Source organism: Roseateles sp., from assembly GCF_965229315.1.
Classification (GTDB): Bacteria; Pseudomonadota; Gammaproteobacteria; order Burkholderiales; family Burkholderiaceae_C; genus Pelomonas.
In genome coordinates, this window is the sequence record NZ_CBDDJA010000002.1 from 427,785 (window position 1) to 453,386 (window position 25,602).

Genomic DNA, 25,602 nt, shown 5'->3' on the forward strand with positions numbered 1-25,602 from the left:
CCAGATATCCGATCGATCCATGCAGCCATCGCGTCTCCACTTCAAGAAGCCGCCGGGCCTAGACCTGCCTGCAGCTGCGATGATCATCATCGGCTACGTGCTGATGTTTGCTCCAACGTTTCGCGACTTGGCGACTACGGTGTGGTCGCGCGACGAACAGGGCCACGGCCCCATCATCCTGGCGGTGGTGCTCTGGCTGGCATATCGCAAGCACGAGGAACTGCTGGCGCTTTCGGCGCGGCCAGCGTTGGTTAGCGGGTCGTTATGCCTGCTGCTGGGCCTGTGCATGTTTGTTTTAGGGCGATCGCAGGCGGTGCTGCTGCTGGAAGTCGGAGCCTTGATCCCGATCAGCGCCGCGCTGTTGCTGCTGATCAAGGGGACGGCGGCTGTTCGGCTGCTGTGGTTCCCACTGTTTTTCATGCTGTTCATGGTGCCGCTGCCGGCTACGCTGGTCGTCGCGGTAACGACACCGTTGAAGTCTGCGGTCTCTGCAGTTGCAAGTTCACTGCTCTACCAACTGGGTTATCCGGTGGGGCGCAGCGGTGTGATCTTGACGGTAGGCCCCTACCAACTGTTAGTCGCCGATGCCTGTGCCGGCCTCAACTCGATGTTTACGCTCGAGGCGCTGGGCCTGCTGTACATGAACATCATGAACTACAAGTCTGCCGCGCGGAACGTGCTGATGGCCGTGATGATCATCCCGATCTCATTCGCCGCCAACATCGTGAGGGTCTGCATCTTGGTGCTGGTCACCTACCATTTTGGTGACGAGGCTGGCCAAGGCTTCGTGCACGGTTTTGCAGGCATGGTGCTCTTCATGGTGGCGTTAACGCTGATCCTCGCCTTTGACCGCGGCTTGCTGAGTGCCAGTCGTCGCTTCAAGGGGCTATTGAAATGACGAGTCGACGCGTTGCAGCGTTTGCCATGCTGGCCATGGCGGGTTCCGCAGCTTTGGCCGAGTGGGCTCGTCCCACCGTCAGAGTGTCGGACCTCCACCCTGGGTTCAAGTTGGAGCAGTTGTTCCCGGAGCATTTCGGCGATTGGGTCATAGACCCCCACATGCCGGTCGTGCTGCCTCCTCCGGATCAGCAGGCACTGCTAGACAAGATCTACAACCAGACCCTGGCTCGCACCTACGTGAACCGCCTGGGCGAGCGCATCATGTTGTCCGTCGCCTATGGTGGAGACCAATCGGATGGGCTGACGGTGCACATTCCGGATGTTTGCTATCCGGCGCAGGGTTTCAAGGTCACCGACACCAGGGATGCGCAACTTCTGGTGGCGCCCGGTTTCTCCATTCCTGTGCGGCATTTGCTGACCTCGCTAGGCCAGCGTATCGAGCCGGTCACCTACTGGGTGCTGATGGGCGATGAAGCGACCATCTCTAACACCCAGCGGCGCATGGTGTCCATTCGCTACGGTCTGAAGCGGCTCATTCCTGAAGGCATGCTGGTCCGCGTGTCATCCATCAATCCAGACATGGCCGCCGCGGTTGCCGTGCATACGCGCTTCATCAACGAGTTGGTTGCCAGCTTGCCTGCGCAGGAGCGCGAGCGCGTTGTTGGCAAGGTCAATTTCAACGGACCCGAGAAGTCATGAAATCGAAAGTCGCGCTGATCACCGGCGTCACCGGCCAAGACGGCGCCTACCTGGCAGAGCTCCTGCTGTCCAAAGGCTACGAGGTGCATGGCATCAAGCGCCGTGCGTCGTCGTTCAACACCGACCGCATCGACCACCTGTACCAGGACCCGCACGTCGACAACCGGCGCTTCAAGCTCCACTACGGTGACCTGACCGACTCCACCAACCTCATCCGCATCATCCAGCAGGTCCAGCCCGACGAGATCTACAACCTCGCGGCCATGAGCCACGTGGCCGTCTCGTTCGAAGAGCCCGAGTACACCGCCAACGCCGACGGCATCGGCACGCTGCGCATCCTGGAAGCCATCCGCATCCTGGGCCTGACCCAGAAGACCCGCTTCTACCAGGCCAGCACGTCCGAGCTCTACGGCCTGGTGCAGGAAATCCCGCAGAAGGAAACCACGCCCTTCTACCCGCGCAGCCCCTACGCGGTGGCCAAGCTCTACGCCTACTGGATCACGGTCAACTACCGCGAGGCCTATGGCATGTACGCCTGCAACGGCGTGCTCTTCAACCACGAGAGCCCGCTGCGCGGCGAGACCTTCGTCACCCGCAAGATCACCCGGGCCATCGCCCGCATCGCGCTGGGCCTGCAGGACTGCCTGTACCTGGGCAACATGAGCGCGCTGCGCGACTGGGGCCATGCCAAGGACTATGTCGAGATGCAGTGGCTGATGCTGCAGCAGGACACGCCCGACGACTTCGTCATCGCCACCGGCGTGCAATACAGCGTGCGCCAGTTCGTCGAATTCGCCGCGGCTGAACTCGGCATCACCGTCGCGTTCGAAGGCGAAGGCGAGAACGAAGTCGCCCGTGTTGCCAAGATCGACGGTGACAAGGCCCGGTGCAAGGTCGGCGACGTCATCGTCAAGGTCGACCCGCGCTACTTCCGGCCCACCGAGGTCGAGACGCTGCTGGGCGACCCGACCAAGGCCAAGGACAAGCTCGGCTGGACGCCCAAGACCACGCTGAGGGAGCTCGTGGCCGAGATGGTGCAGGCCGACTACACGGCGGCCAAGCGCGACAGCCTCGTCAAGCTCGCCGGCTTCCAGGCCTACGACCACCATGAGTGACGCGGCGGCGCCCCTCGCCAAGGACGCTCGCATCTTCATCGCGGGCCATCGCGGCATGGTCGGCTCGGCGCTGGTGCGCCGGCTGCAGGCCGGTGGCTACACGAACGTGCTCACGGCCTCCCGGCAGGAGCTCGATCTGCTCGACCAGCGCGCTGTTCATGCCTGGCTGCAGGCGCACAAGCCCGACTACGTCTTCATCGCTGCGGCCAAGGTCGGCGGAATCCAGGCCAACAACATCTATCGCGCCGAGTTCCTTTACGAGAACCTGATGATCGAGGCCAACCTCATCCACGGCGCCCATGTGGCTGGCGTGCAGCGGTTGATGTTCCTCGGCTCCAGCTGCATCTATCCCAAGCTCGCACCACAGCCGCTGCGCGAAGACAGCCTGCTCACCGGCCCGCTGGAGCCCACCAACGAGCCCTACGCCATCGCCAAGATCGCCGGCATCAAGCTGTGCGAAAGCTACAACCGCCAGTACGGCCGGCAGTACGTCAGTGCGATGCCGACCAACCTGTACGGCCCCAACGACAACTACGACCTTGCCAACAGCCATGTGCTGCCCGCGCTGATCCGCAAGGCCCACGAAGCCAAGCAGCGGGGCGACAAGGCGCTGGTCGTCTGGGGCACAGGCACACCGCTGCGCGAGTTCCTGTACGTGGACGATCTGGCTGACGCCTGCGTGCATCTGATGGAGACCGGCGCCGAGGATGTGCTCGTGAACGTCGGCGTCGGCGAGGACGTGTCGATTCGCCAATTGGCGGAGCTGGTGTGTGAGGTCGTCGGCTTCCAGGGCGAACTCGTTTTCGACACCGCCAAGCCCGACGGCACACCGCGCAAGCTGATGGATGTGAGCTTGCTGGCCAGCCGGGGCTGGCGGGCAGGCACTCGGCTTCCCGAGGGCATTGCCCTGGCCTACGCCGACTTCCTGAGCCGGCCGCGCTGATCTCGGCGATGCACCGTGACGTCGGCGGTCGTCTCCACCATGAGCGAACATGAGCCCAGCGCGCTGCGAAGCCGTGCTGTGCGTGCGGTGGCCTGGGGTTATGGTGGCAGTTTCGCGCGCATGGGCGTGCAGATTGGTGCGCAGGCGGTACTTGCACGACTGCTCGGTCCGGAAGAGTTCGGCGTCTTTGCGGCGCTGATGCTTGTCATTGGCGTTAGCGTGCTGGCGTCCGACCTGGTCAGTGCGCCCATCATTCAGGCCCCGGCCCTCGATGACAACATGTTGCGGTTTGCCTGTGCCGTCCAATGGGCGGGCGCAAGCGGCATTGCGCTGCTCAGCCTCGGCACCCTGCCGCTATTTGAACGTGCGTTCCCAGCGGTCTCGGGTCTCGGCTGGAGCATGGCAATGGTCGCGGCTGGCATTTTCATCACAGGTTGGGGGGGCGTGTCCCTGTCGCTGCTTCGGCGTGGTCTGCGCTACCGCGAGATTCAGTTGGCGCAGCTCGCCGGCTACGTGGCGGGGTACGCCCTGATTGCCGTGCCGTTGGCGTTCGCGGGCATGCACACCCACCACGTACTGGTTTTTGCTTGGCTATCCCAGGCTTTCATCAGCTCGGTGCTGCAGTACATCTGGGCTCGCCATTCGCTCGTTGCATCGTTTCGCTTTGAGGGGTGGAGAAGCTTCATGCGTTATGGGGGCGAAATCAGCATCGGCAATGTCGCCAACTGGGTGTCGACCAGCATCGACCGCCTGCTTGTTGCGCGCCATGCGGCGCCGATGGAAATCGGCTACTACAACACCATGCTCAACCTGATGTCGACGCCGGTCAACCAGCTCTCATCGTCGCTGAACACCGTAGCATTTTCGGTTGCAGCTCAGTCTGGCAGCGAAGAGAGGCGGCAGGGCACGCTCGTCTATCTGAACATCACTACGCTATTGTTCGGCCTGCTCTATGCAGTGTTCGCGGCGGCTCCAGAACTCTGGGTTGGCTTGCTTTACGGGGCTCGCTGGCTGGACGCAGCCCCTTACCTGCCCCCGTTTTGCATGGCGGCCGTGGCCTTCGGGCTTAGTGCAGCCTCGGGGGCGATGCTCACCTCGACCGGGCGGGGCGCTTCGTCTGCTGTAAGCCAACTGGCGACCGTGGCGCTGCTCGCCATCGCCGTGTGGTGGCTCGTTGAGCGTTCCGTGTTGTGGGCTGCTTGGGGTGTGGCGGTGGTCTACCTGTTGCGCGCTCTATTGATGGCCTGGCTCGGGCTGCGGCTCGTGGGGGAAGGCGTGGGTCAGCTCTGGCGTATCGTGGGCGTGCCTTTGTCACTCGTGCTGGCGCAGGTCGTCGTGTCTCGTGCCTGCATCACTGGGCTGGAGGTAATGGAAGTCGGTCCCATCGCTGCGGGGCTTGCAGGGACTATTGCGGGTTTGCTCTCAGTGCTTTGCTGCCTAGCTGCCGCGCGTCGCGTGCTGGTGCCGACCGTCACCTGCGCGTGGTCCCATGAAGTCTGGTTGAAGCTGCGTCGTCGCTTGGAGCGAAAAAACAAATGAAGCTGTCCCTCCCTCTCTGGCGAACTGCACCGGCCGCCTTGCCTGCCTTGCACAACGTACCAAGGCATTCTGGCGCTGGTGCGAAGGCTTTTGTTACTTTTATCGGCCTGTTCCTCGCAGCTTTCTTCGGTCTTGCCTCGGCTGTCCTCCCATGGCAATACCTGGTTGGCTTGTTCGGCCTGCCGGTGCTGTTCCTCGTTGGTACCGTGGCCCCCACGGTGCCGTTCGTTGCAGCCTTGCTCTTGCTGTTCGGTGTCATGCCGGAGTTCGTCATGGCAGCTCTGCCGTTGGGTGGGGCAACCCTGCGCCCAGCCGAGCTGGTGCTGATCTTCAGCTTCATCACGGTGATGGCTCGCGTGTTGCTTGGTCACATTGATCTGATGAACCTGGTGAAGCCGATACGCTGGGTGCTCATCGTGCTGGCTTGTGGCCTGGCACTTGGTTTCTTCAAAGGTAAGCTGCTGGCGAACAACACACTCGCCTTGGCCGATGCCCGGCAATATGTCGGCTGGCTGGCACTACCTATCGGCCTGTGGTTCACCGTCGCGCATCCCGGGCGTCTGCAACGCGTTGTCATCGGCATTGCGTTGCTGGCCGCCACATTGATGATCCTGCAGCTCGGTTTGGGTGTGCAGCTCATTTTTGGTTTTCGCGGTGCGGAATACCTGTCCAAAGACTTCACGGATGTGACTCGCAGCGCCATCGGTGGCGGGCTCTTCTTCCTCAGCTACGCCGCCTACCGCTTGTTCCTGCACGCCTGCGATGGAGAACGCTGGCGCTGGACAGCCTTGTTCGGCTGCCTCATTGCGATCGGCGGTATCGTTGCAAGCTTCAACCGTGCAGTTTGGGCAGGGTTTGCCATTGGCGCGTTCGCGCTGCTGCTCCTCAAGCCGCGCACCCGGAATTCAACCCTTTTGCCATTCGTCGTGTTGATCACCTTCGTCTGCGTCGGCATCGCGGGCTTGTTCCTGGCCAAGCCACGTACCGGCGATGCGATTGTTGAGCGGGTGGTGAGCCTCAAGGACGAAGGGCGGCGGGGTTCGTCCCTGGGGTTCCGCTTCGACGAGAACCAGCAGGCCTTGGAGGCCCTCCGACGCAACCCCGTCACCGGTATCGGCATGGGTGGCGAATACAAGCGGGCGTATCGACAGCTCTCGACGGCAGGCAGCTTCGATATAGAAGACGCTTTCATCCACAACGGCTACCTCAGCCTTTGGCTGAAGCAGGGCGTATTCGGACTGGTGTTTCCAGTCATGCTCTTTGTGACACTTTGGCGGTACTTCTGGCGAGGGCGGCGAGAGCAACAAACCACGGCGCCCCTTGAGCAGACGGCGGTGTTTTCCACGGTGATCCTCCTTTTCGTGAGCGCGCTGACATCGCCTGACTTCTCAACGTCGTCCGCTTTGGCCGCCATCACGGCATTGCTGGCGATCTTCTTGAACGGGCAATCCCGGCGGAACAGCCATTGACGCGCGCTTGGTGCTTAGGCCTACTCAGTTCCAGGGCCGGCGCGCGCTCGCCGTGGCCAGCCTTGCGCACTTCGTGCGAGCCGGCGGCCAGCGGTGTGTCTGGCGCCGCAGCAACTGGGCGCTGTTGGGGCATTCGATGCCCAGCGCGCTGGAATCCAATGCATGGGCGCGGTGAATGAAGCCTGGGTCGGAATGGCTACCTGGCAGATCCCGATGCGCATCCGCGGTCTTTGGCCGTTTTTGGGGCGGACGTTTGGCGCGCTCGCCATGGTCCCGCCCCCGCCCAGCAAACCTTAGGCGCGCCGGCCACCCAATGGCCTTGTGCCATCGCCTGATTTAATCGTCGTATCCGAGCGAAAGACAATTGATCTCTGTCATCACCTGCACCTGGAACAGCATGTCCACGCTGCCACAGACCGTAGCGTCGGTTCTGGCGCAGCAGCATGCGCAGTTTGAGCATATCTTTGTCGACGGCGGTTCGACCGATGGAACGCTCGACTACATCCGCAGCCTGCCTCACGCGCCGCGCATTCTGGAAGACGTGGGCGGAGGTATCGCACGAGCAATGAACGCCGGTGCAGAACTGGCCCGCGGCGACCATCTGTGTCATCTGCATTCTGACGATTACTTTCTGCACGACCATGTGCTGCAGCGTGTCACCGATCATTTTGCGCAGAGCGAGGCCCAGTGGCTTTTCGGGCGTATCTTGTTTGATCAGGGTGGCGCGCTGATGCCTGAGCCCTTCATCGTGCCGGACTACAGCTTCCAGCGCCTCATCAACGGCAATTTCATACCGCACCCGGCCAGCTTCGTCGGCACCGCCCTTTTCAGGGAGCTCGGGGGCTTTAGAAGCGATCTGAAGTACGCGATGGACTACGAATTCTTCCTGCGCCTTGGTCGCCGTGCGCCGCCGCTGGCGCTGAAGGAGGCGTTGGCCGTCTTCCGTATCCACCCAGGCAGCACGACGGTGAAGAACCGTCTTGCGTCCTTCGAGGAGGATCACGCCGTGCGCTTGAGCTTCGCCGGCCGCTCATGGCGCGAGCAGTTGATGCATGCGGCTCGCTACCACGTCCGCCGGCGGCGATTGCTGGCTCAGATGGCGCAGGACTGAGGCGGCACTGCATGCGTATCTTGATGTCGGCGTTTGGGTTTGGCCCCGAGGAAGGGAGCGAATCGGGCGGTGCATGGCGCTGGGCCAATGAGTTGGCGAAGTCACACGACGTGGTGGTGGTGACCGACGGACACAACCTGCGGCGCATCGGCGAGCGGGTAGCGCAACTCAAGGCGCCGCGCCTGACGGTGCTCTACTACCGACCCTGGTGGATACGCCGACTGCGCGTCACCAGCAAGACATCGCAGTTCGTGTTCGGCCAATGGCAACTTGGCTTGGCGTTCTACGCGCGCGGCTTGCACCGTCAGCATCCTTTCGACCTCTGCCACCACATCTCTTACGGCGTGTTCCGTCAGGCCTCGTGGCTGGGCTTCGTTGGGCCGCCCTTCGTGTTCGGTCCGGTAGGCGGCGGAGAGGACGCACCCTGGCGCCTCAAACGAAGTCTGCCTGCGGGCGAAAAGGCGCGCGAATTGGCCCGGGCGTTTGTGAACCGGCTCTCCACGGCCAACCCGTTGTGGCGTTGGGCGCTGTCGAGGACCGACCTCGTGTTTGCCCGCACGGAAGAAACGCGCGCGATGCTGCCGCGCGCGGTGCAGGCGCGCACGATCCTGGCGCAGGAAATCGGTGCGCCGCATGGCCGCCTGCCTGTCGCCAAAGGCCTGGAGCCTGGGCAACCGATCGAACTGTTGTTCGCGGGGCGCCTGCTGGGACTCAAGGGCGTGCATTTCGCCGTACGGTCACTGGCATTGCTGCGTGAGCGGGGGATGGACGCGCGCTTGACAGTGGTCGGCAGCGGGCCGATGCAGGCGCCGCTGCGAGCGTTGGCGCACGAACGTGAGATCAAAGAGCATGTGGCCTTCGTGGAGTTTCTGCCCCAGCAGCAGCTTTTCGAGCGCTATGCGGCGGCCCATGTCTTCGTTTTCCCGAGCTTGAGAGACTCGGGAGGCAATGTCGTTCCGGAGGCTTTGTCGGCCGGCTTGCCTGTCGTTTGCCTGAAACTGGGCGGGCCCCCTTCTTTCGTCAACGATCGTTGCGGTGTCGTTGTGCCGGCAAGGGATGCAGCGGACGAAGAGGTCATCGTCACTCGCTTGGCCGATGCCATCCAGCGCATCGTCGCCTCGCCCGAGCAGTGGCATAGCCTGCACCTCGGCGCTCTTGCGCGGGCGGAGGAATTGTCCTGGGAGCGCCAGATCGCGCATATCCAGGCTGAGATCCAGCGAGTCTTGGGTGTGCCCCGCGCCGCGGACGGGTTGCTCGGAGTGCCGGAGAGATGACGGCGACAGCGCGACCGCTCATCAGCATCTGCGTTTGCACCTACCGCCGGCCGGCGGGCCTTGCGCGGTTGATGGCTGCATTGCGGCACATCGCGGTCCCCGCCGGCGTTGAAGTCGAGCTGTTGGTGGTGGACAACGACGACGCGGGCTCCGCGAGGCAGACCTTCGAGGCGTGCGCAGGCGACTGGCCTTGGCCCGCGCGCTATGGGGTCGAGCCGAGGTCGGGTGTGGGTCATGCCCGCAGCCGTTGTGCCCAAGACGCGCGCGGCGACTGGATTGCCTTCATTGATGACGACGAATGGCCAGAGCCCGTCTGGTTGACGGCGCTCTGGACGACGCAGCAGAAGCTAGGTGCTGACGGCGTGTTCGGCCCCGTGCTGGCACGCTTCGACGAGCCACCTCCTGACTGGCTCGTGCAGAGCCGTCTCTACGACCGTCCGCGGTTCGCCACCGGCGCGACGCTGGGATGGCCCCAGTGCGCCACGGGTAACGTGCTCTTTCGACGCCAGCTGTTCTTTGACGCAGGCGGCTTCGATCCGGCCTTCGCCCAGTCCGGGTCGGAGGACAGTGACTTCTTCTGGCGCTGCCTGGACCGTGGCGCGCGGTTCGTATGGTGCGATGAAGCCATCGTGCTGGAGGGCGTGCCGCCGCACCGGATGACGGTCGCCTACCTGAACCAGCGCGCCTATGTGGCAGGCCTCAACTACGCAAGGTTGCATGCCAACCGCCACGGAACCTTCGCCTTTCTCACGCTCGCCCTGCGCGGGTTGGCCGTTGTTGTCGCATTCGCGCCCCTCACCTGGGTGTCCGGATGGCTGAAACATCCAGCAAAGCTTCGTTACGAAGGCAAACTGCAAGGCGGGCTGGGCAAGATCCAGGCCGCCTGGGCGCCCGTCAGTGATGAGTACGGAGCGGGCTCATCGACGCCCGGGGACTCATGAGGACAACACATGTGCGGCATCAATGGGAGCCTGACCCGCAAGTCGGTCGGGCCTGGGGAATTGCGAGCGCGGGTGGAGGCGATGAACGCCGCCATTGCTCATCGGGGGCCTGACGGCGCAGGCGTGCACGAGCGCCCAGGAGTGGCACTCGGCCACCGGCGGCTCTCGATCATTGACCTGACGAATGCGGGCGCGCAGCCCATGCTCAGCGCTGATGGCGGGCTGACGCTGGTTTTCAACGGCGAGATCTACAACTATGTCGAACTCACCCGGGAGCTGACGGCGCTGGGCTGCGAGTTCCGCTCGCACAGTGACACCGAGGTCATCCTGCACGCCTACCGAGTTTGGGGCGAGGAATGCGTGCAGCGCTTCAACGGCATGTGGGCGTTTGCGCTGTGGGACGACCGTGAGCGCAAGCTCTTCGCGAGCCGAGACCGCCTGGGCGTCAAGCCGTTCTTCTATATCGAGACGTCGCAGGAGCTGTGTTTCAGCAGCGAGATCGCAGGCCTGCGCGCGGTGCGGCCGCTCAACGAGGCCAACGCCGCCAAACTGCACGATTACCTGGCCTACGGTTACCGCACCAACGACGGCGAGACCATGCTCAGCGGCGTGCGCGAACTGCGGCCAGGGCACAACCTGGTGTGGCGCCTGGATGGTGCGCAGACCCGGATCGCGCGCTACTGGAGCCTTGATGAATCGCGCGTGGCGTTGCCGCCTGCAGCCGAGCGTGCCGAGGCTCTGGCCGAACTGCTGCGCGATGCCGTGAGGTTGCGCTTTCGCAGTGACGTGCCGGTGGCGCTGCTGCAGAGCGGCGGCATCGATTCCTCGGTCATCTGCACCATCGTCAACGACGAGATCGACGCGGGCCACCTGGGCAAGGTCGACACGGTGACCGCGTTCACCGCAACGCACCCCGGGCATGCCTACGACGAATCGGCCCCTGTGCGGGCCTTGATGGCGACCTGCCCGCACATCCGGTCTGTCGAGCTGACGCCGGATGGCGAGGCCCTGGCGCAGGACTTCCGCAGTTATGTGCGGGCCATGCAGGAGCCCATGGGCAGCGCGGCGTCTTACGCGCACTGCAAGCTGATGCAGGCGGTTCGCGCGCAGGGCATCAAGGTGGTCATCAACGGGCAGGGCGCAGACGAGGCGCTGGCGGGCTATGGCTTCTACATCCGCGGTTACCGCCTGCTCGACATGTTGCAGTCCAACCCCGGCGCCGCCTGGGCCGAGGCGCGGGCGATGCGGCAGAACATGCCCTTCGGCTGGGGCGGGCTGGTGTCGCAGACGGCCAAGGCCATGATGGGCAGGCGCCTAGCTTCCCAGCTGCGTGCACGGCTGGTGGAGGGCTCGGCTGGCATGCTGGCGCCTGAGTTCCGTCGTGCCATGCCGACCACCTGCCGGACCTGCCCATGGTTGGTGGCGGGCGCAACCTGGACAGCCACCTGCGCGGTCAGTTGCACGACTACGGCTTCAACCAGATCCTGCACTACGAGGATCAGTCGTCGATGAGCCAGGGCATCGAAATTCGCTCGCCGTTCGTCGACTACCGGTTGATGGAATTTGCGTTCTCGTTGCCCGATGAGGACAAGTTTTCAGGCGGCATCACCAAGAAGATCCTGCGCAACGCTTTCCGCGGCAGGGTGCCAGCGCAGATCATCGACGCCAAGGTCAAACTGGGGTTTGCCACGCCGTTCGCCGACTGGATGCGGGGCGACGCACTGCAGGGGTTCGTTCGGCGCCTTGTCGACTCCCCGTCCTTCAAGGAGCGCACGCTCTGGCGTGCCGGGCCGCTGGCAGCCAAGCTCACCGACCCCCAAGCGGCATTGCGCGGCTTCCCTTCCTGGCGCTTTATCATGGCCGCGCTTTGGCTGGAGGAGTTCGGTGTCACCAACGCTTGAGGCCCATCGCAAGGGTCATCACGGGTTTGCGCAGCGGCGTCAGGCCTGCTTGCTGTGTTGGCGCTGAAGTCGGGTCTGCGTCACCTCGCCACGCGCTGGCGGGTGTGGCGGCATCCCAGCATCCGCAGCGTCGGAGATGGGCTGCACATCGGCAAGGGATGCCGGTTCTGGGCGGCGCTCGGCATCAGCATCGGCCGCCAGTGCTACATCGGCAAGGAGGTCGTGATCGAAACCAATGCAAGCATTGGTGATTACGCCCTGATTGCCAGCCGGGTGGCCTTCGTGGGCAGGCATGATCACGGTGTTGACCGGCTCGGTGTGCCGATGCGTTTTGGCCCCTGGGTCGGCGCAGTCGATGCGCCCGAATCGGTCAAGGCCGAAGGTGTCGTCGTGGAAGACGATGTCTGGATCGGGTTCGGGGCCATCGTGCTGTCTGGCGTGCGTATCGGCCGCGGGGCGATCGTCGCAGCGGGCGCGGTCGTCACGCGGGATGTCGAGCCCTACGCCATCGTGGCCGGATCCCCCGCCAAAACCGTTTCCCGGCGGCATGTCGATCCCCACGATCGCGCACGCCACGAACGGATACTGGGCAAAGGGCGTTTCGAATTCTCCGAGCGCGGGTATGAACATTGGGTGATCGAGCCCGGAGTGGATGAATGACAGTCAAGAAGCGCCAGGTGGCCATCCTTCAGCACCGCCTCCTGCACTACCGGTTGGGGCTGTTCGAGCAACTGCGCGCAGCTTGCGATGCGCGCGACATCGAGCTGTCGCTGATCCATGGTGATGCCACGCCGAGCGAGGCGGTGCGCAAGGACACGGGCCAGCTACCCTGGGCCACGAAGGTGGACAACCGCTGCTGGAACGTCAAGGGCCGGGACCTGCTGTGGCAGCCGTTTTCTCACCTGGTCCAGCAGGCTGACGCGATCGTGCTCATGCAGGAAAGCCGCCTGCTGTCGAACTACCCGTACCTGTTCGGCTGGGGGCCGCGCCAGGCGCGTGTGGCCTATTGGGGCCATGGTCGCAACTTCCAGAGCGAGGCGCCTTCGGGCCTGCGCGAGCGCTGGAAGCAGCGCATGCTGACGTCGGTGGATTGGTGGTTCGCCTACACCGACATGACGGCCGACATCGTTCGCGATGCGGGCTTCCCCGACGAACGCATCACGGTCTTGAACAATGCCATCGACAACCGGGGCTTCGAGGCCGACCTCGCCTCCGTCCCCGATGCCGAAGTGCAGGCGCTGCGGGCTTCCATCGGCGCCCGTGACGGCGCTTGCGTGGGCCTGTACTGCGGGTCGCTCTATCCCGACAAGCGGCTGGACATCATGATCGACGCCTGCGAGCAGGTTGTGGCCCGCCACCCGGATTTCCGGCTCGTCATCATCGGCGACGGCCCCAGCCGGCCGGACCTGCAGCGGATCATGGACAAGCCGTGGTTCCACTGGGCGGGCATGCGTCGCGGTCGCGAGAAGGCGGCCTGGTTCCGTGCGTCGCAGCTGTTCCTGAACCCGGGGCTCGTGGGCCTGCATATCCTTGACAGTTTTGTGGCCGGTGCGCCCATGATCACGACGCGCGATGCCAAGCACAGTCCAGAGGTGGTTTACCTCGAAGACGGCGTGAACGGTGTTGTGACGGACGGCAACGCGCGCAGCTTTGCCGAGGCGGTGGAGCGGCTCGTGGTGGACACGGCCAAGCGGGAATCGCTCGCCGCACACGCACGGGAGGCCGCGCGCAGCTACACGCTGGACGCGATGATGGAGCGATTCGCCAATGGGCTGGCCGCCTGCGTGGCGGCCCCTCGCCTGCGTTGATTAGAGGGCCCGGATGCTCGTGCTGAACGTGGCGTCCGTGCCGTTGGTTTCCAGGTATAGCGTGTTGCGCGTGCTGGGCAGCGGCGTGCTCGGCGCGTTGGCCCGGTACACCGCATGGCCCGCCGGGCCGACGACGGTCAGCTCGTAGGCCTTGCCACCGCAGTTGAGCTTGGCCGCCCAGGTCGCCTGGGCTGTCTGACGCGTGATGCCGGTCCAGTACTTGAACCCGGGTGCACCGGTGGGCGCCGTGGTGGCGCTGGCGGTGCCTGCGCGCGGGTCGGTGACCTGGATGCTGCAGGTGGTGTTGAAGACCACGCCGAGCCGACGTGGCGTCGCCCCGGCCTTGGTCAAGGTGATGCGCGAGGTTTCGCTGAAGCCGCTGGCATCGAGCTTGAAGCTGCGGCGTGCGCTGGCGTCCGTGCGGTAGCTGGCCTGGAGCACGTCCAGGAACCCTGTCGTCGGATCGAAGGCCTTGACCTCACCCAGCGTGTAGCCGTCAGCACCCTGACCATCCACCAGTGGCACGTTGTTGCCCAGGCCCTGGGAGAAATACTCCAGGTGTTGCGGCGAACCGTAGGAGTTCGACGTGCCGGCATCCCGGCTGATGTTGGTTGTGCCGTCGGCCAGTTCATAGCCGAGCGCTTCGGCCTGGGCGTGAGCCTGGGTCTTCTGGCCGTAATGAATGAACACCTGCCAATTGCCGCGGCGCAGGGAGGCGAAGCCCGTATCGGGTGAGTAGATGGTTTGTGGCGCGGGGAGCTTGGGTTCGCTGGTGGGAGCGGAGGGTGGGTCCGACAGGCTCGCCCAACTGCGGATGCCGTAGGCGTACTGCATGCCGTAGCTGGTGGGCACATGCCGGTACAGCGCACCATGGGTTGGCTTGTCAACCGGCGCCACTGCCGAGCGAGAGTCGTTGGGGCTGGGCAGCGTACCGTCGTCGAAGCGATAGAGCACGGGTGCCAGCAGCAGTCGCTCCACATCTGAGGTGTATTTGATGACGACGTCTGCGCGGCCGGCGCCTGCTGCGAGATCGAACAGCCTAGCCATCGCGAGCAGCACATAGTTGTTGTACGCGAATGAGCCTTCGTACCACACACCGTCCTTGGTGACGCCCTGTGCCATGACGGCAGCCACACTGCGTGGGCCTGTGAGTCCAGCGTCGGTCCAACTGGCATTGTTGTGTTCCATGCCGATGGCGGCGGTGGCGACGGCACACCAGAGGTTGATGTTGTTCAGCGTGCCCCAGGAGTAGGCCTGCAGGTTGGTCGCGATTGGGAAGAAGAGGCCATCTCGCCATTTGGCCTTGCGGGCCGCACTCGCGTAAGGGGCTAGCGCGCGTGCAGTCTGAAGCATCTGCAGCACGGTGGTGGCTTCCTCAAGTGTCTGGCCGAACATGCGCGAGTTGCCGATCGCGGTGCGCAGCGGCCATTTGCTGTAGTTGTCGGCGTAGAAGTCGAGTTGATTGGCTGCCTGTTCCGCCAGCTTGGTGTCGCCGGTGACCTGGTAGAGGCGCGCTGCATCCAGCGCGTAGTCGATGTTGACCTGACGCTGGATCGCCACCCACGCGGCTTTGAACGCCTTCTCGCGGTCGGTGGTGCCGGCGGCGGGTTCGACGCTGTCGTCGCTCCACGGTAGAGTTGCACCGGTGCTGAGATCGACGTAGTCGTTCGGGTAGCCGGCGAGAAGCTCCGCGCGATCACGCGTCTTGCCGAACCACTTGTCGACGGCCGCGCGCTTTTGGTTGAGCCAGGCAGTCCAGCCGGTGCTGTTCGCGATGATGGTGCGTGCGCCACTCCAGCTTTCGGTGGCGGTGCGTGCGGGCAGCAGCAGGCCGCTCGTGTGCAGCAGGTTTTCCACCTGCGTGGTGGCCAGACTGGCAGTAAGCGCAGCCTGCTGGCTGGCGTTGGTGCTGTTGGATGGCGACGTGGCGGTTGTGGTTTCAGACTTGGTACTGATCGGTGTCGTTGGAGCGGCTGCAGTGGCGGGGGTTGACGTGCCCGAGCCAGTTGCGGTGGCCATCACGCCGGTCGTGAAGATCGTCGTCGTAGCGGTTGGGGTGTTTGTGGCGCTGACACCGACTGCCGTGCTGTTGCCGGCTGCGCCGGTGGTGCCCGCAGGTGCCTTCGCGTGTATGACCGGACTCTCGCTGGCGGTGATGGCTGCGGCAGCCTTCACCGTGGCCGCAGAGGCCGCACCATCGGCAGGCACAGAAGCCGACGCCTCGACCGCGCTCGCCGCGCCGGCGATGCTGGCGGTTGCCGCAGTGGCCGCATCCAGGGCGGTGGATTGAGGCTTCGATTCGGAGCCGCCAGAGCCGCCTCCGCAGGCCGCCAGCGTGGCGGTCGCGATCATCAAGCACGAGAGGTGGCGGAGTGCGGCGCTGGATGGCAGGGGGGGGTGGGCGATGGGCATGTTGGCTACTGCTGGGATGAAGGCGGGGAACGGAGATCGGTGCCGGGACATCGGTCGCATCCCTTGGCCGAAATTCTGCGCGGCGTCTGCAAGCCGCGCTCGCCGCAAGCCAGCGGAATGGCGAAAGAAGCACGACCCGCCAGGAAAAGCGCAGTCTTTTCCGTCAGCCACCTGTAACCATCGGTATGAGGTGCTTTCTGGCAGTCAGCGAAGTAACTAAATGCCCCAACGACGCCACAGAGCTAGCGTTTACCCAGGTGGAGCCAGTCCTTCAGCGCATAGCCGATGAATAGAGTGTTGCCTACCAAGTAGCGCTTCCAGAGGCGGCCCGGCTCTTGGCAGAGTCGATATAACCATTCCAGGCCGTGGTCCCGCATCCAGCGCGGCGCCTGCGACTTTGTGCCGGCGATCAGCGCGAACGCCAGCCCAACGCCGATGGAAACGGGCTCCAACTGGCGCTGATGGGTGTCCATCCAGAACTCTTGCTTGGGGCAGCCCAACCCAACGAAGACCACGGATGCGCCGGAGGCGTTGATCAGGTCCACCGTCGTCGCGTCGAAAGGCGGCTCTGCCGGCAGCAATGGGGGTGAGAGAGCTCCGGCAATCTGAAGCGCTGGGAAGCGCTGCAGCAATGCCTGCTGCATCAGCGAAAGCTCATCAGGCGTGCCGCCGAACAAGAACACGCTCTGCCCGCGGGCTGCGGCCGCCGCGCAGACGGCGAGTACGAGCCCCGGTCCATAGACACGGGCTGCGTCGCGCCTGCCGTGGAGCTTGCGCAAGGCCCAGACCAGTGGCATGCCGTCAGTGACGACTGCGACTGCTTTGTGCATCAGCTCGGCCAGTCGGGGCGTGCGCTTCGCGCGCGTCAGCATGTCGACGTTGGCTACGCACACCAAGCCCCCCTGACGGCGCGCGCCGTGGTCGCAGATCACGGCCACGGCCGAGTTCATGGACCCCACATCAACCCGGACGCCAAAGAGTTCGGAACGGCAAAGCGGCGCTAAGGGTACGGGCAGTGGCATGGACGAAATACTCGGGAGGACTCGGAAAATTTTAGGCGGGCCGCGCGCTGCGACTCAGTTCACGATGTGGCGGTCAACGGTGGTTCGGAACATAGCCTGGGTGGCGCGTGTCGCACTTGGCGCATAGCGTGGTGAGCCAGAATAGCGGCCGGTCTTCGGGCCCCTTGTCCAACTCCAGGATAGATCGCGTGAAAGTTCTCGTCACCGGCGCAGCCGGCTTCATCGGCATGCATGTCAGCCAGATCCTGCTGGCGCGAGGCGATCAGGTGGTGGGCCTGGACAACCTGAACGACTATTACAGCCCCCAGCTCAAGCACGACCGGCTGGCGCGGCTGACGCCCAAGCCTGGGTTCAGCTTCGTGCAGATGGACGTGGCCGACCGTGCCGGCATGGCCAGGCTCTTTGCCGAGCAGCGCTTCGACCGTGTCGTGCACCTGGCCGCGCAGGCCGGCGTGCGCTACTCCATCGAGAACCCGCACGCCTACATCGACAGCAACATCGTCGGCTTCACCAACATCCTGGAAGGCTGCCGCCACAGCGGCGTGCAGCATCTGGCCTATGCGTCCAGTTCCAGCGTCTACGGCGGCAACACGCTGATGCCGTTCTCGGAGCATCACAGCGTCGATCACCCGATCAGCCTCTACGCGGCGACGAAGAAGGCCAACGAGCTGATGGCGCACACGTACTCGCACCTGTTCGGGTTGCCGACGACGGGCCTGCGCTTCTTCACGGTGTACGGGCCCTGGGGCCGGCCGGACATGGCGCTTTTCCTGTTCACCAAGGCCATCATCGAAGGCCGCGCCATCAACGTGTTCAACCATGGCAAGATGATCCGCGACTTCACGTACATCGACGATATCGCCGAAGGCGTGGTGCGCGTGCTGGACCGCACCGCGACGGCCGACCCTGCCTACGATGCCGCGAAGGCCGACCCCGCCCGCTCGAGTGCACCCTACCGCGTGTTCAACATCGGCAACCACGCGCCCATCGAACTGATGAGCTTCATCGAGGCCATCGAGCGGGCGGTGGGCCGCGAGGCCATCAAGAATTTCATGCCCATGCAGGACGGCGATGTGCCGGCCACGCACGCGGACGTGGAGGAACTGGCCGCCTGGACGGACTTCCGACCCGCCATGCCCGTTCCTGAAGGCATCAACCGTTTCGTGGCTTGGTACCGCGACTACTACAAGGTCTGATCCACAGCCTTGTCATGCGCCTGCGTTACAAGGGCGTGAACCGAATCTGAACGAGGACATGGAATGAAAGTCACCGCCATCGGCACCGGTTATGTCGGTCTGGTCACGGGCGCTTGCCTGGCCGAGATGGGCAACCACGTCGTCTGCCTGGACGTGAACCCGGAGAAGATCCGCGTGCTGAACGACGGCCAGATTCCCATCCACGAGCCCGGCCTGCTGGAGGTGGTGCGGCGCAACGTGTCCGCGGGCCGCCTGCAGTTCACGACCGACGTGGACATGGCCGTGCAGCACGGCACGCTGCTGTTCATCGGCGTGGGCACGCCGCCCGACGAGGACGGCTCGGCCGACCTGCAGTACGTCGTCAGCGCAGCGCGGTCCATCGGCCAGCGCATGACGGACTACAAAGTCATCGTCGACAAGAGCACGGTGCCGGTGGGCACGGCCGACAAGGTGCGCGCCGCCATCAAGGAAGAGCTCGACAAGCGCGGCCTGGGCGACATGGCCTATGCCGTCGTCTCCAACCCCGAGTTCCTGAAGGAAGGCGCCGCGGTCGAGGACTTCATGAAGCCGGACCGCGTCATCGTCGGTTCCGACGACGAGCAGGCCACGCTGCTGATGCGCGCGCTGTATGCGCCGTTCAACCGCACGCAGGACCGCATGCTGGTCATGGACGTGAAGAGCGCCGAGTTCACCAAGTACGCGGCCAACGCGATGCTGGCCACGCGCATCAGCTTCATGAACGAGCTGGCGCTGCTGGCCGAGAAGGTGGGCGCCGACATCGAACTGGTGCGCCGCGGCATCGGCTCGGACCCGCGCATCGGCTACCAGTTCCTTTACGCCGGTGCCGGCTACGGCGGCTCGTGCTTCCCCAAGGACGTCAAGGCGCTGGTGAAGACCGCGGCCGACGAGGGCATCCCGCTGCAGGTGCTGACGGCCGTGGAGGCTGCCAACGAGCGCCAGAAGCGCGTGCTGGTGGACAAGGTCGTGGCACGCTTCGGCGCCGACCTGACGGGCCGCCGCTTCGCGATCTGGGGCCTGGCCTTCAAGCCGAACACGGACGACATGCGCGAGGCGCCGTCGCTGGTCGTCATCGACGAGCTGACCCGGCGCGGCGCGACGCTGGCGGCCTATGACCCGGTGTCCATGCCCGAGACGGCGCGTGTGCTCGGCCCCCGCGACGACGTGACGCTGGTGGACCGCGCCGACGCCGCGCTGCAGGGCGCCGACGCGCTGCTGATCGTGACCGAGTGGAAGGAGTTCCGCACGCCGGACTTCGACGCGATCAAGTCGGGCCTGAAGCAGCCGGTCGTGTTCGACGGCCGCAACCTCTACGACCCCCAGCTGATGAAGACGCTGGGCATCGAGTACCGCGGCATCGGGCGGGGCTGACAGGCGGGGCCGAAAGGGCGCTGACCGGGGCACAATTCCTCCGCGAGTCCCTGGCCAGGGCCGGCGCGTGCAGCGACCGGCCCGTTTTGTTTCTGGAGTGAGAACCGTGGTCAAGATCAACGAGATCGTCGTCGACAACGCCGCCCCCTTCGTGCTGTTCGGCGGCGTCAACGTGCTGGAGTCCGAGCAATTCGCGGTGGACGTCTGCGGCGAGTACGTGCGCGTGACGCGCGAGCTGGGCATCCCCTATGTCTTCAAGGCGTCGTTCGACAAGGCCAACCGCAGCTCCATCCACAGCTACCGCGGCCCGGGGCTGGACGCCGGGTTGAAGATCTTCGAGGCCGTGAAGAAGGCGCACAACGACGTGCCGGTGCTGACCGACGTTCACGAGCCCTGGCAGGCCGCACCGGTGGGCGCAGTGTGCGACGTGCTGCAGTTGCCGGCCTTCCTGGCGCGACAGACGGACCTGGTCACTGCGCTGGCCAGGACCGGGCGCGTCATCAACATCAAGAAGCCGCAGTTCGTCAGCCCGCCGCAGATGAAGAACATCGTCGAGAAGTTCGCCGAGAGCGGCAACGACCACGTGATGCTGTGCGACCGCGGTGCGCAGTTCGGCTATGACAACCTGGTGGTGGACATGCTGGGCTTCGGCGTGATGAAGCAGGTCAGCGGCAACAAGCCGGTGATCTTCGACGTGACGCATGCGCTGCAGCAGCGCGAGTCCGGTGCAGCCGCGTCCGGCGGCCGGCGCGGCCAGGTCACGGAGCTGGCGCGCTCCGGCATGGCGCTGGGCCTCGCGGGCCTGTTCCTGGAATGCCACCCCGACCCGGCCAACGCGCGCTGCGACGGCCCCAGCGCACTGCGGCTGTCGCAGCTGCGGCCCTTCCTGGAGCAGGTCAAGGCGGTGGATGACCTCGTGAAGCGCCTGCCGGCGCTGGACACGAACTAGCGAATGGCCCGGTGGCTCTCAGAATCGGCTGCCGTGCCCCACGATCACGCCCCCGGACCGATCCTGCCGTCACCACTCGGCATGGCCGGCCAGCCGAAGACCGCGTTGCGGCCCATGGGCGCCGCCCATTTTGCGGAGTTCGCCCGGGAGTCCACCGCCGCCTTCGCGCGGGACAACGTGCAGGCCGGCCGCTGGCCCAAGGCGGGCGCCCGGCAGCGGGCGCAGTGGGAGTTCGAGCAACTGCTGCCGCAGGGGCTGCAGACGCCCTGGCATCTGCTGTACGACATCGAGGACGATGCCCAGGGGCTCAGGGTCGGTTCGCTGTGGCTGGCGCTGAACGACGCCGGCGGGCATCGTGTCGGCTATTGACCTGCAACCCGCCACCCTGACCAAGGCACTGGGGAATGAGGCGCTGGCGTCAGGAGAACCCGTCGCCATCGAAGTTCACGATGTCTTCGTCGCGCGCCATGGTCGGCGGCGCGTCCTTGGGCTTCATCGCCTCCAGCTGCTCGCGCAGCTTGGCCACCTGGTCCAGCCAGTAGTTGGATGTGCCGAACCACGGGAACGCGAGCGGGAAGGCCGGGTCGCCCCAGCGGCGCGCCAGCCAGGCGCTGTGGTGGATCATGCGCATCGTGCGCAGCGGCTCGATGAGGCGCAGCTCGCGGTCGTCGAACTCGGCGATCTGTTCGTAGCCGTCCAACACCGCGTTGAGCTGCAGGCGCGAGGCGTCGCTGGCGTGGATGGGGCCGGGCAGCAGCATCCACAGGTCCTGCACGACGGGGCCCATGACGGCGTCGTCCAGGTCCACGAAGTGCGGGCCGCGGTCGGGTGTCCAGAGGATGTTGCCGGGGTGGCAGTCGCCGTGCAGCCGGGTGAGGCGCAGGTCGGGCAGGCTGTCAAAGGCGGCCTGGATGGCGGCGATGCAGCGGCGCGCGGCGTCGTCCCAGCCGGGGGCGATCTCGGGCGGGATGGCGTCGTGGCCGATGAGCCAGTCGCGCGCGGCCTGGGCCGGCGCAGCGCTGGCCCAGGTGAGTCGCTCGGCAAACGGCCGGGCGCGCCCCACGCCGTGCAGGCGCGCGAGCAGCCGGCCGATCCAGCGCAGCACCTCGGGGTCTTCCAGCTCGGGCCCGCGACCGCCCTGGCGTGGCGTGACGGCCAGGCGCTGGCCCTGGTGGTGGCACAGCGTGGCGCCGCCCGTCAGCGTCCACGGCGCGGCCACGGGCACCTCGGCGGCGGCCAGCTCGGCGGCGAAGCCGTGCTCCTCCAGGATCTGCGCATCGCTCCAGCGCCCCGGGCGGTAGAACTTGGCGATGCCGACGTTGCAGCCGTCGTGCGGGTCCTCCAGGTGAGCCAGCAGCACGCGGTTCTCGAAGGAGTTGAGCTGCAGCATGCGGCCGTCGGCACGCAGCCCGGCGGCCTCCAGGGCGTCGAGCATGAACTCCGGCGTGAGGTCGCCGAAGCTGAGGTCAGGGGGCGCGTGGTGCATCCGGCGAGTGTCGCCGGTGCGGCTCAGGTGCGGCGCGGGCGCTGCGTCGCGTAGCGCGGCACGTCCACGACGACACCGACGATGTCGTCCAGCATGGCGTCCTCGTCGGCGTCATCCAGCACCGGCAGGCTGCGCGGGTTGTAGCGCGCGGTGTCCAGGCTGCGCGCCGGCGGCATGCCGCGCCGCGGCGGCATCTGCGGCGCCATGGCCGGGGGCATGCGCGAAGTGCGCTCGGCAAAACCTTCGCCATCGCCGTGGTCGTGGCCATGACCATGACCTTGGTTGAAGACGCTGGCGTCCTGCCACAGCGGCAGGGGTTGCGAGAACTGGCCCCATTCGCCAGCGAACTCTTCTTCGCCCAGGCCGCTGTTGCGGCGCCGGGGCAGGCTGGCGGACGACAGCGCCGGTGCGGGCTGTGGGCCTCGCAGGGCGCCGCTCTGGGGCACGAGCAGTTGCAGCTCGGCGACGCTGGGCAACTGGTCCATCGCGCAGCGCAGGTAGCGCACGCGACAGGCCGACAGCACGGCCTGCTTGATCTGCAGGATGCGGGGCGTGACGCCGCGTTCGCCTTCCAGGTCGATGGCGGCCAGCACGCGGCCGTTGGGGCTGCAGACGGCGAAGGTCACATGCGAGGCGCCGAGCAGGTCGAACCAGTAGCGCACTTCCTTGGCCTCGGTGGGCTGGCAAAAGCGCACCAGCGGCAGCTTGGAGAGCACGACGTGGTGGGGGAGGGCCTCGCGCAACAGGCGGAAGACGCGCCGCTCGTCGGCCGTGAACACAGGCCGTGCCGTGAGCGACCACTCCGCCGGCAATCCTTTATTGGCGTACGCCGGCCGCCGCAAGGCCCAGATCAGGCTGATGGCCAGACCCAGCACGCAAACAGCCAGGGCGGCGATCCAATAAATGGCGTACGGCATGTCCCTCGAGGAGTTCGGCGGCGTGCCGATACCTCGGCGCGATGGAGGGGCAATGTAGCGCAGCGTCCCTGAAAAACAGTACTCGCTAGTCCCGATTCCCCCGGGCTGAGGGGTGGCGTGGCTTCTGCGGCCACGGGCTCGGCCGGTCGTTCATTCCTTGGCGGCGCGCCCCGAGGATTCGAAATGAGCTTTCAGTTCGGCCACGCTGTCGACGAAGCCGCTCAGCACCTGGGCCTGGCGTTTGAACTGGAAATCCAGCTCGCCGAGGTGCCGGTTCAGGGCCTGCTCGACCTGGGAGCCCACGGTGTCGGGCGGCAAGCGCAGCCAGGCGGCGGATTCACCGCCGTCGCGCTCGACGAGGGCGCCGGCAGCGGTGGCGATGCGCAGCATCGGGCGGTTTTCGCTGAGCGCGTGGATGAAGAGCGTGTCGATGCCGCGGTTGCGGGCGTGCAGCGCGGCGGCATCGAACAGCCGGCGGCCCAGGCCGCGCCCGCGTGACTGCGGCTGCACCGAGACGCCGAACTCGGCCATCGTGCGCGCCGGCTCGCCCTGCGGCGGCAGGCCGTAGGCCAGGTGGGCCAGCGCGATCAGGTGCAGGCGGCGGTTGAAGATGCCCAGCACCTCGTCGCGGCCGAAGTCGATGCCCAGCGCGTACTTGCGGATCTGCTCGTCTGATGCCGGGTAACCGAAGCGCAGGTAGCGGTCCTGCCCTTCGAGGGCGAGCAGGTGGTCGATGACGCGGTGGCGGTGGCGCCGGCTCAGGGAGCGGATCGGCACCCAGGTCGACAAACGCTCCAGCGCAGAGCGGGCGCCGGCCAGCCGGCCTTCGGTGCTGTCACTCACCTCGGCGGACTCGCCTTGAACCACGGGCGGCACAGTTGCGGGCCCCTTCGGATCAGGCCCGAAAGCAGCCAGCTCCTGGCCCCAGTCCGTCACGGGCTCGGCGAGCGGTTTGTCAGGGGCGTCGGACTTCTTGCGTGGCATGTCTGGGCCTGGTGGGCCGGCGGATGGGTGAGCGTAACGCGCCGGGCCTTTTCGAACCACTGGCTGTGCTGCTACACTCATCGGCTTTTCCGTCATTGGCTGCGGGAAAGGGCCGTGCAGGCATGCGTGGCAGGTGGCGCCGAGAGGCTGTGCAACAGACACAGCACCGAGGCAGCACCGGATTTCAGCCCTTCATCGTCGGCGCTCCATGTTTCATGAGACGCCGGCTTATCGAAAGTTACTCATGAAGACCTTCAGCGCCAAGCCGGCCGAGGTGACGCACGAGTGGTTTGTGATTGACGCCACCGACAAGGTGCTCGGACGTGTTGCCAGCGAAGTGGCACTCCGTTTGCGCGGCAAGCACAAGGCCATCTACACGCCTCACGTCGACACCGGTGATTTCATTGTCATCGTCAATGCGGAAAAGCTCCGCGTGACCGGCAACAAGGCCACCGACAAGGTGTACTACCGTCACTCGGGCTTCCCTGGCGGCATCTACGCCACGAAGTTCAAGGACATGCAAGCCAAGCACCCCGGCCGCGCGCTGGAGAAGGCCGTCAAGGGCATGCTGCCCAAGGGCCCGCTCGGTTATGCCATGGTCAAGAAGCTGAAGGTCTACGCAGGCCCGACGCACCCGCATACCGCCCAGCAGCCCAAGGCTCTCGAGATCTAAGGAACGGCCATGATCGGAAACTGGAATTACGGTACGGGCCGTCGCAAGTCGTCTGTCGCTCGCGTCTTCATGAAGAAGGGCACGGGCCAGATCATCGTCAACGGCAAGGCCATCGACGCCTACTTCGGTCGTCAGACCTCCATCATGATCGCCAAGCAGCCGCTGCTGCTGACGAACAACGGTGAAGCGTTCGACATCAAGGTGAACGTGCATGGTGGCGGCGAGTCCGGCCAGGCCGGCGCGCTGCGCCTGGGCATCACCCGCGCGCTGATCGACTACGACGCGACGCTGAAGCCCGAACTGAGCCGTGCCGGCTTCGTCACGCGTGACGCGCGTGAAGTCGAGCGTAAGAAGGTCGGTCTGCACGGCGCCCGTCGCAGGAAGCAGTTCAGCAAGCGTTAAGTTCTGCGCTTGGACACAAAAGGCCGCCTCGTGCGGCCTTTTGTTTTTGCGCACACAATCCCCATATTCGTCTCTGGACAGATTCACAGGAGCCTCGCCATGAGCGCCGTGCTTGATACCCCCGTCACTGACATCCCCGTGCCCCTGGTCTTTACCGACAGCGCCGCCGACAAGGTGCGCGACCTGGTCGCCGAAGAAGGCAACCCGGACCTGAAGCTGCGCGTCTTCGTGCAGGGCGGCGGCTGCTCCGGCTTCCAGTACGGCTTCACGTTCGACGAGGCCGTCAACGACGACGACACGCAGATGCAGAAGAACGGCGTGACGCTGCTGATCGACTCGATGAGCCTGCAATACCTGGCGGGCGCCGAGATCGACTACAAGGAAGACCTGCAGGGCGCGCAGTTCGTCATCAAGAACCCGAACGCCACGACGACCTGCGGCTGCGGATCGAGCTTCTCGGTCTGAGCGTGCC

General features: G+C 65.4%; 25 protein-coding genes. 20 read left to right on the forward strand and 5 right to left on the reverse strand.

All coding sequences use genetic code 11. The features are described from left to right. Window positions 1-79: 79 nt before the first annotated feature. From xrtB to ACO07H_RS06760, 13 genes are all read left to right on the forward strand, one after another. Window positions 80-898 carry an exosortase B gene (gene xrtB, locus ACO07H_RS06700; RefSeq protein ID WP_422012406.1) on the forward strand — a complete coding sequence of 273 codons (819 nt, stop codon included), beginning with the start codon at window positions 80-82 and terminating at the stop codon, window positions 896-898. Further along, entirely contained in the window at window positions 895-1,599 is a 705-nt protein-coding gene (epsI, locus tag ACO07H_RS06705) for an exosortase-associated protein EpsI, B-type (protein WP_422012408.1), read from the forward strand. The genes xrtB and epsI overlap by 4 nt, the downstream gene beginning before the upstream one ends. Beyond that, entirely contained in the window at window positions 1,596-2,714 is a 1,119-nt protein-coding gene (gene gmd / locus ACO07H_RS06710) for a GDP-mannose 4,6-dehydratase (protein WP_422012410.1), read from the forward strand. The genes epsI and gmd overlap by 4 nt, the downstream gene beginning before the upstream one ends. Beyond that, window positions 2,707-3,657, forward strand: coding sequence for a GDP-L-fucose synthase (gene fcl / locus ACO07H_RS06715; RefSeq protein ID WP_422012412.1), 951 nt, complete (start codon window positions 2,707-2,709; stop codon window positions 3,655-3,657). Before gmd ends, fcl begins: the two co-directional genes overlap by 8 nt. A gap of 15 nt (window positions 3,658-3,672) precedes the next feature. Next, window positions 3,673-5,196: an oligosaccharide flippase family protein gene (locus tag ACO07H_RS06720; RefSeq protein ID WP_422012414.1), complete on the forward strand. Its 1,524-nt coding sequence runs from the start codon at window positions 3,673-3,675 to the stop codon at window positions 5,194-5,196. Continuing rightward, window positions 5,193-6,665 carry an O-antigen ligase family protein gene (locus tag ACO07H_RS06725; protein ID WP_422012416.1) on the forward strand — a complete coding sequence of 491 codons (1,473 nt, stop codon included), beginning with the start codon at window positions 5,193-5,195 and terminating at the stop codon, window positions 6,663-6,665. Before ACO07H_RS06720 ends, ACO07H_RS06725 begins: the two co-directional genes overlap by 4 nt. A 364-nt stretch (window positions 6,666-7,029) precedes the next feature. Further along, window positions 7,030-7,776, forward strand: a complete 747-nt coding sequence (locus ACO07H_RS06730; RefSeq protein ID WP_422012418.1) for a glycosyltransferase family 2 protein — start codon at window positions 7,030-7,032, stop codon at window positions 7,774-7,776. An 11-nt stretch (window positions 7,777-7,787) separates the two neighbouring features. After that, window positions 7,788-9,050, forward strand: coding sequence for a glycosyltransferase (locus ACO07H_RS06735; protein WP_422012420.1), 1,263 nt, complete (start codon window positions 7,788-7,790; stop codon window positions 9,048-9,050). Further along, on the forward strand, window positions 9,047-9,991 hold the full coding sequence (locus ACO07H_RS06740; protein WP_422012422.1) for a glycosyltransferase family 2 protein: 945 nt from the start codon (window positions 9,047-9,049) through the stop codon (window positions 9,989-9,991). Before ACO07H_RS06735 ends, ACO07H_RS06740 begins: the two co-directional genes overlap by 4 nt. A gap of 9 nt (window positions 9,992-10,000) precedes the next feature. Beyond that, window positions 10,001-11,503: an asparagine synthase (glutamine-hydrolyzing) gene (gene asnB, locus ACO07H_RS06745; protein WP_422012424.1), complete on the forward strand. Its 1,503-nt coding sequence runs from the start codon at window positions 10,001-10,003 to the stop codon at window positions 11,501-11,503. After that, the gene (locus ACO07H_RS06750; RefSeq protein WP_422012426.1) at window positions 11,404-11,892 is read left to right on the forward strand and encodes an asparagine synthase-related protein; all 489 of its coding nucleotides are present in this window, start codon (window positions 11,404-11,406) and stop codon (window positions 11,890-11,892) included. Before asnB ends, ACO07H_RS06750 begins: the two co-directional genes overlap by 100 nt. 57 nt (window positions 11,893-11,949) lie before the next feature. Continuing rightward, window positions 11,950-12,552, forward strand: coding sequence for a DapH/DapD/GlmU-related protein (locus ACO07H_RS06755; protein WP_422012428.1), 603 nt, complete (start codon window positions 11,950-11,952; stop codon window positions 12,550-12,552). After that, window positions 12,549-13,700: a glycosyltransferase family 4 protein gene (locus ACO07H_RS06760; protein ID WP_422012430.1), complete on the forward strand. Its 1,152-nt coding sequence runs from the start codon at window positions 12,549-12,551 to the stop codon at window positions 13,698-13,700. Before ACO07H_RS06755 ends, ACO07H_RS06760 begins: the two co-directional genes overlap by 4 nt. Here ACO07H_RS06760 and ACO07H_RS06765 read toward each other — a convergent pair whose 3' ends face one another. Further along, entirely contained in the window at window positions 13,701-16,112 is a 2,412-nt protein-coding gene (locus ACO07H_RS06765; protein WP_422012432.1) for a heparinase II/III domain-containing protein, read from the reverse strand. Between the two features lie 242 nt (window positions 16,113-16,354). Then, window positions 16,355-17,062, reverse strand: coding sequence for a WecB/TagA/CpsF family glycosyltransferase (locus ACO07H_RS06770; RefSeq protein ID WP_422012434.1), 708 nt, complete (start codon window positions 17,060-17,062; stop codon window positions 16,355-16,357). 260 nt (window positions 17,063-17,322) lie between these two features. Between ACO07H_RS06770 and ACO07H_RS06775 the strand changes: the two genes are divergently transcribed. The 4 genes from ACO07H_RS06775 to ACO07H_RS06790 all read left to right on the forward strand — a co-directional run bounded on the left by ACO07H_RS06775 (window position 17,323) and on the right by ACO07H_RS06790 (window position 21,037). Continuing rightward, complete coding sequence (locus tag ACO07H_RS06775) at window positions 17,323-18,330, forward strand: NAD-dependent epimerase (protein ID WP_422012436.1); 1,008 nt, start codon at window positions 17,323-17,325, stop codon at window positions 18,328-18,330. A gap of 63 nt (window positions 18,331-18,393) precedes the next feature. Further along, the gene (locus tag ACO07H_RS06780) at window positions 18,394-19,719 is read left to right on the forward strand and encodes a UDP-glucose dehydrogenase family protein (RefSeq protein WP_422012438.1); all 1,326 of its coding nucleotides are present in this window, start codon (window positions 18,394-18,396) and stop codon (window positions 19,717-19,719) included. Between the two features lie 106 nt (window positions 19,720-19,825). Further along, on the forward strand, window positions 19,826-20,668 hold the full coding sequence (gene kdsA, locus ACO07H_RS06785) for a 3-deoxy-8-phosphooctulonate synthase (protein ID WP_422012440.1): 843 nt from the start codon (window positions 19,826-19,828) through the stop codon (window positions 20,666-20,668). 33 nt (window positions 20,669-20,701) lie between these two features. Then, complete coding sequence (locus ACO07H_RS06790; RefSeq protein WP_422012442.1) at window positions 20,702-21,037, forward strand: hypothetical protein; 336 nt, start codon at window positions 20,702-20,704, stop codon at window positions 21,035-21,037. Window positions 21,038-21,086: 49 nt separating this feature from the next. Here ACO07H_RS06790 and ACO07H_RS06795 read toward each other — a convergent pair whose 3' ends face one another. From ACO07H_RS06795 to ACO07H_RS06805, 3 genes are all read right to left on the reverse strand, one after another. Beyond that, a complete protein-coding gene (locus ACO07H_RS06795; protein WP_422012444.1) occupies window positions 21,087-22,154 on the reverse strand; it encodes a serine/threonine protein kinase in 1,068 nt (355 codons plus the stop codon). Window positions 22,155-22,177: 23 nt separating this feature from the next. Beyond that, on the reverse strand, window positions 22,178-23,071 hold the full coding sequence (locus ACO07H_RS06800; RefSeq protein WP_422012446.1) for a DUF2726 domain-containing protein: 894 nt from the start codon (window positions 23,069-23,071) through the stop codon (window positions 22,178-22,180). A gap of 150 nt (window positions 23,072-23,221) precedes the next feature. Beyond that, complete coding sequence (locus ACO07H_RS06805; RefSeq protein WP_422012448.1) at window positions 23,222-23,914, reverse strand: GNAT family N-acetyltransferase; 693 nt, start codon at window positions 23,912-23,914, stop codon at window positions 23,222-23,224. 385 nt (window positions 23,915-24,299) lie between these two features. On the opposite strand from ACO07H_RS06805, the gene rplM reads away from it, so the two are divergent. The 3 genes from rplM (at window position 24,300) to erpA (ending at window position 25,595) form a co-directional block, all read left to right on the forward strand. After that, the gene (gene rplM / locus ACO07H_RS06810) at window positions 24,300-24,728 is read left to right on the forward strand and encodes a 50S ribosomal protein L13 (RefSeq protein WP_056203159.1); all 429 of its coding nucleotides are present in this window, start codon (window positions 24,300-24,302) and stop codon (window positions 24,726-24,728) included. Window positions 24,729-24,737: 9 nt separating this feature from the next. Then, window positions 24,738-25,130: a 30S ribosomal protein S9 gene (gene rpsI, locus ACO07H_RS06815; protein ID WP_056874289.1), complete on the forward strand. Its 393-nt coding sequence runs from the start codon at window positions 24,738-24,740 to the stop codon at window positions 25,128-25,130. A 99-nt stretch (window positions 25,131-25,229) separates the two neighbouring features. Continuing rightward, entirely contained in the window at window positions 25,230-25,595 is a 366-nt protein-coding gene (gene erpA, locus ACO07H_RS06820) for an iron-sulfur cluster insertion protein ErpA (protein ID WP_422012451.1), read from the forward strand. Window positions 25,596-25,602 lie beyond the last annotated feature (7 nt).